Origin of the sequence: Campylobacter sp. TTU-622 (genome assembly GCF_016598965.1) — a bacterium.
GTDB lineage: Bacteria > Campylobacterota > Campylobacteria > Campylobacterales > Campylobacteraceae > Campylobacter_D.
This window is the reverse complement of the sequence record NZ_JAENKR010000087.1, coordinates 1-5206: the sequence shown is the minus strand read 5'-3', so window position 1 is coordinate 5206 and position 5206 is coordinate 1. Positions and strand designations below refer to the sequence as shown.

The following is a 5206-nucleotide window of genomic DNA, read 5'->3' as shown; positions in this document are numbered from 1 at the left end:
GTATTGAAAGAAATAATCTTTTAGAAAAAATGGATTTTTACGAAAAGCTTTATAGACTTTTGTGTAATGCTAAGGATCTTTTTGAATTAGAACTTTTATTTCCTAGAAAAAAATTAAATGAAAATAAGAAAATACAAAAAGACTCTAATATTATTGATTTTTACTTTAATGAATTTAAAATCAGCGTAGGAAAAAATGAAAAAGGCAATGAATTTTTACTTAAAAATTCAAAAAAAGAAGATTTATGGTTTCATATTAAAGATTTTTCCAGTGCTCATGTTTTTATTACTTCAAATAAACAAAAAATAAACGAAGAAGTGATAGAATTTGCAGCAAAACTTTGTATTAATTTTTCGAATTTAAAGCCCGGCAGTTATTTAGTCGATTATACAAAAAGAAATTTTGTTAAAATTAAAGAAAAAGCTCTTGTAAATTATACTAATTTTAAGAGTATGAAATTAATAAAGGAGTAAAATGCCAGTCTCTCCTATAGGAAATATGAATTTTATTAATCAAAATATGGCTTATCCAGCAACTCAAACAAGCAATGAGTTAGCTAAAGAAGGTTTTGCATCTATTGCAAATATGAATGAATTTATAGATAAAGAAAAAACGATTGATAAACTCGAAAAAGTAAATGAAACAAAAGAAATTAATCAAGAAGTTAAAGAACGCTCTCAAGAAGAAAAAGAAAAAAAGAAAAAAAAATTTAAAGATAATCAAGATGAAGAAGATGATGATAGCGAAGAATATGAAGAAAATCAAAGTAAAGAAGAGCAACAAAAAAATATCCATCATTTAGATATGAGTATTTAAGGAAAAAAATGTTTGATAAAACAAGAATTATTTCAGCTTTTATAATGATTATAGCAATAGCGATTATTGTTTTAATTAATCAATTTATTATAAATTTTATTGTTTTTGGGGCTTTGTTATATTTTGCATTTGATGAGGCAAAAAATCTTTTTAAACTTGAAAATGCTTCAATAATTCCAGTTTTTATTACTTTTATTGTAGGAAGTTTGACAAAAGAAGCTTTATTATTTGGGATTTTAGCTTTTTTGTTAATTGTTGGATATTTAGTATATAAAAAGGCTGATAATTTAAAATTGTCTTTTATTTACCTTTATCCTACTTTGCCTATTTTGGCACTTTGGCAAGTGTATTTAAGTTTTGGAATGTTTGCTTTGTGTTGGCTTATTTTAATCGTTGCAAGTTGTGATAGTATGGCGTATTTTGTTGGAAAACTTATAGGAAAAACGCCTTTTTCACCAACAAGTCCAAAAAAAACTTTAGAAGGTGTTATAGGAGGGATTATTTTTGGTACTCTTATAGGGTTTTTAATGGGAGTTTTTGTTTATGATTTTTGGTTAAGCTTAATTTGTTCTTTTTTTGCTTCAATTTTTGCCGTAATTGGGGACTTAATTGAAAGTTATTTTAAAAGAGAAGCAGGTGTAAAAGATAGTGGAGATTTAATTCCAGGTCATGGGGGAATTTTAGATAGAATCGATGCTATAATCATTGCTTCTTTTGTAATGGTTGTTCTTTTATGATACTTTTTGGTAGTACAGGAAGCATAGGGGTAAATACTTTAAAACTAGCCAAACGCTATAAAATTCCTATTTCAGCTTTAGCTTGTGGGGATAATATTAAGTTGTTAAATGAGCAAATTGCTGAATTTAAGCCTAAATTTGTTTGCATTAAAGATTCAAAAAATAAATCTTATGTCAATCATAAAAATGTTTTTAGCGCTCAAGAGGGTTTGGAAAAAATTCTTTCTGAATGCGAAGATAAATTATTTGTTAATGCTATTGTAGGTTTTGATGGTTTAAGAAGCTCTTTAAAAGCAAAAGAGCTTGGAAAAGAGATTGCTTTAGCTAATAAAGAAAGTTTAGTTATAGCTGGAGAATTTTTAAAAGGAGCTAAGATTAGACCTATTGATAGCGAACATTGCGCTTTAAATTTTTTAATAAAAAATCAAAAAAATATCAATAAACTTTTTATTACGGCTAGTGGAGGAGCATTTTGGAGAATTAAAATTAAAGATTTAGCTAAAATGCAAGCTAAAGATGCTCTAAAGCATCCAAATTGGAGCATGGGAAAAAAAATTACTATTGATAGTGCTACGATGATAAATAAACTTTTTGAGATTATAGAAGCTTATTATTTATTTAATACTAAAAATATTGATGCACTTATAGAGCCAAAGTCTTTAATCCATGCTATGTGTGAATTTAAAGATGGTACTAGCACAGCATATTTTTCTTATGCTGATATGAAATTAGCCATTTCTCAAGCTATTTTTAAAAACAATCAATATAAAATATTAAAAGCTTTAGATTTTACTAAATTACCAAGTTTAAAATTTTATAAAATAAATATTAAAAAATATCCTGTTTTTGCATTAAAAGATGAGTTCTTAAATCATCCACAAATCGGAGTTTTGATTAATCGAGCTAATGAAATTATGGTAAAAAAATTCTTAAATCAAGAATGCAATTTTTTAGATATTTCAAAAAATATTTTTAAAGTTTTAAATCATTTTGGCTATCCAAAAATTTCAAGTATCGATGAGGTATTTGAATATGATGAGAAAGTAAAACATTATTTGAAATAATGAGGCAAAAATGAAATATTTATCAATTTTTTTTATTTTTTTAACACAAATTTTTGCTTATAATCTTGAATTTAGTGTGGGAGAAAATGGTAAAAGTTTAGATGATAATAATACGGTTTTAATTTTTGGTGGTATTCAAGGAGATGAGCCAGGGGGATTTCATGCAGCAAGCTTGTTATTGAGTGATTATAATATTACCAAAGGTAAGATTATAGTTGCTCCTAATCTTGCTTTTGATAGTATTATTAAAAGAAGTAGAGGCGCTAATGGAGATTTAAATAGAAAATTTGCCAATATTAGTCCAAATGACCCTGATTTTAATACTATCAAACGTATTAAAGAACTGATTTTAAAGCCTGAAGTAGGTATGGTAATTAATTTGCACGATGGCTGGGGTTTTTATCATCCAACTTATATAAATTCCTTAAAAAATCCCAATCGCTGGGGAAATTCAAGTGTGATTGATACTAGCGAAATTAATGCAAGCAAATATAATGATCTTGAAAATATAGCTACTCAAACTATCAATCAAGTTAATTCTTATTTGATTGATCCAAAGCACGAATATTTTTTAAAAAATACCAAAACTAAAGAATCTGGCGATACTCAAATGCTAAAAGCTTTAACATATTTTGTTATATCCCATCATAAAGCTGCATTTGCTAATGAAGCAAGTAAAAATTTAGCAGTCCATTTAAGAGCGTATTATCATCTTTTGGCTATAGAAAATTATTTAAAAACAGCAGGAATTGAATTTAGTAGAAATTTTGAATTAACCCCGCAAGGTGTTTATGAAGCAATTAATAAAGAAATTGAAGTCAAACTTTTTAATGATAAAATTTTATTATGGCTTAAAAATCCTAGAAAAGCAATTAAATTTTTACCTTTTCCAGTTAATAAGGATTTAACATACAATACCAGCAATGAACTAACAGCAGTTATTGCTGAAAATAATTCATTTTTTATTCAATATGGAAATAGATTTCAAACAAGAATTTATCCAGAATATTTCGAATTTAGTGATGCTTTTAATAAAATAGAAATCATTGTTGATCAAAATAAAACTCAAACATATTCTTTTGGTGAGAAAATAAAAATAAAGGATAATTTTTTAATACCAAAAATGCAGAATGTTCGCGTAAATGTAATAGGATTTGATCATTCAAAAGATGAAAGCGATATAGTCATTCATAAAAAAAATATGCAAAAAGAATATTCTTTAGATAGGGATGGAAAAATTTATCGTGTTGAATTTTATGAATTAAGAGGAGCTAATTTGCAAGAACAATTTTTAAGGCAAGATGAAAAAGATAAGCTCATTAAAAATGCTAAAATTCTAAATACGCAAATTTTAAAAGCAGCAAGTAAAAAAGATAAATTTTTAGGTTCTGTTTTGGTGGAGTTTGAATGAAAAATCTTATTTTAGCTATAGAAAGTTCTTGTGATGATAGTTCTATAGCAATTATAAATAAAGATAATTTTGAATGTGTTTTTCATAAGAAAATTTCCCAAGAAGAAGAACATTGTAAATATGGCGGAGTAGTTCCAGAGCTTGCCGCAAGGCTTCATAATGCAGCTTTACCAAATATCTTAGAGCAATGCAAAAATTATTTTGATAAACTTTGTGCCATAGCTGTAACCAATGAACCTGGACTTAGTGTAAGTTTAATAAATGGCATTACTATGGCAAAAACTCTATCTTTAAGTTTAGATCTTCCTTTAATCGCAATCAATCATTTAAAAGGACATATTTATTCTTTATTTTTAAAACAAGAACTTTTGCTTGATATGGGCATTTTACTTGTAAGTGGTGGTCATACTATGGTAATAAAGCTTGATAAAGATAAAAATTTAAATATCATAGCAAGGACTTGTGATGATAGCTTTGGAGAAAGTTTTGATAAGGTAGCTAAGATGATGAATTTACCTTATCCTGGTGGAGTTGAAATTGAAAATTTAGCTAAAAAAGCAGTTTGTAAAAATTTAAGTTTTTCTGTACCTATGTTGCATTCAAAGGAACTTAACTATAGTTTTTCAGGACTTAAAAATCAAGCAAGACTTGAGATATTAAAATATAAGAATTTAGATGAAAGTATAAAAGCTGAGATTGCTTATGCTTTTGAAAATGCTGCTTGTTTGCATATATTAGATAAATTAGAAAAGATTTTTAAAAAATATTCTTTTAAGTTTTTTGGCATTGTTGGAGGTGCTAGTGCAAATTTGAATTTGCGCTCTAGAGTGGAAAGTTTATGTAAAAAATATAATACTAAATTATATCTTGCCCCTCTTGCTTATTGTTCTGATAATGCTTTAATGATAGCAAGAGCAGCTATAGATGCTTATAAAAATAAAGATTTTGTAAATATTGAACAAGAAATTTTAAGCCCAAAATCGCTTAATTTTTCAAAAATTTAAGGAAATAAAATGAAAAAAGCTTTTACTATTTTAGAGCTTATTTTTGTAATTATTATTTTAGGAGTTTTAGCTGCTATTGCTTTGCCAAAACTAAATATTAGCAAGAGGGGCAAGATATAATTTAGTATTATATTTTTTACATAAACTTTCCACTCTAGAGCGCAAATTCAAATT

The 5206-nt window shown here is 26.6% G+C and carries 7 protein-coding genes; all 7 read left to right on the top strand.

The annotated features are described in order from the left end of the window. On the top strand, positions 1-473 hold a 473-nt coding region (locus JG677_RS06960; protein ID WP_234284659.1), incomplete at its 5' end, for an NFACT RNA binding domain-containing protein. Position 474: 1 nt separating this feature from the next. After that, on the top strand, positions 475-816 hold the full coding sequence (locus tag JG677_RS06955; RefSeq protein ID WP_200170298.1) for a hypothetical protein: 342 nt from the start codon (positions 475-477) through the stop codon (positions 814-816). An 8-nt stretch (positions 817-824) separates the two neighbouring features. Continuing rightward, positions 825-1553 (top strand): phosphatidate cytidylyltransferase, encoded by a 729-nt coding sequence (locus JG677_RS06950; protein ID WP_200285921.1) that lies wholly within the window; start codon positions 825-827, stop codon positions 1551-1553. After that, on the top strand, positions 1550-2617 hold the full coding sequence (dxr, locus tag JG677_RS06945) for a 1-deoxy-D-xylulose-5-phosphate reductoisomerase (protein ID WP_200217728.1): 1068 nt from the start codon (positions 1550-1552) through the stop codon (positions 2615-2617). Before JG677_RS06950 ends, dxr begins: the two co-directional genes overlap by 4 nt. Positions 2618-2627: 10 nt before the next feature. Further along, the gene (locus tag JG677_RS06940) at positions 2628-4028 is read left to right on the top strand and encodes a M99 family carboxypeptidase catalytic domain-containing protein (RefSeq protein ID WP_200170295.1); all 1401 of its coding nucleotides are present in this window, start codon (positions 2628-2630) and stop codon (positions 4026-4028) included. Then, positions 4025-5032: a tRNA (adenosine(37)-N6)-threonylcarbamoyltransferase complex transferase subunit TsaD gene (tsaD, locus tag JG677_RS06935; protein WP_200285919.1), complete on the top strand. Its 1008-nt coding sequence runs from the start codon at positions 4025-4027 to the stop codon at positions 5030-5032. The genes JG677_RS06940 and tsaD overlap by 4 nt, the downstream gene beginning before the upstream one ends. 9 nt (positions 5033-5041) lie before the next feature. After that, positions 5042-5152: a prepilin-type N-terminal cleavage/methylation domain-containing protein gene (locus JG677_RS06930; protein ID WP_267905154.1), complete on the top strand. Its 111-nt coding sequence runs from the start codon at positions 5042-5044 to the stop codon at positions 5150-5152. Positions 5153-5206: the final 54 nt, after the last annotated feature.

Excerpts from the sequence above, each read along its gene's own strand:
- JG677_RS06955 (WP_200170298.1), top strand. The coding sequence starts at position 475 with ATGCCAGTCTCTCCTATAGGAAATATGAATTTTATTAATCAAAATATG.
- JG677_RS06950 (WP_200285921.1), top strand. The coding sequence starts at position 825 with ATGTTTGATAAAACAAGAATTATTTCAGCTTTTATAATGATTATAGCA.
- dxr (WP_200217728.1), top strand. The coding sequence starts at position 1,550 with ATGATACTTTTTGGTAGTACAGGAAGCATAGGGGTAAATACTTTAAAA.
- JG677_RS06940 (WP_200170295.1), top strand. The coding sequence starts at position 2,628 with ATGAAATATTTATCAATTTTTTTTATTTTTTTAACACAAATTTTTGCT.
- tsaD (WP_200285919.1), top strand. The coding sequence starts at position 4,025 with ATGAAAAATCTTATTTTAGCTATAGAAAGTTCTTGTGATGATAGTTCT.
- JG677_RS06930 (WP_267905154.1), top strand. The coding sequence starts at position 5,042 with ATGAAAAAAGCTTTTACTATTTTAGAGCTTATTTTTGTAATTATTATT.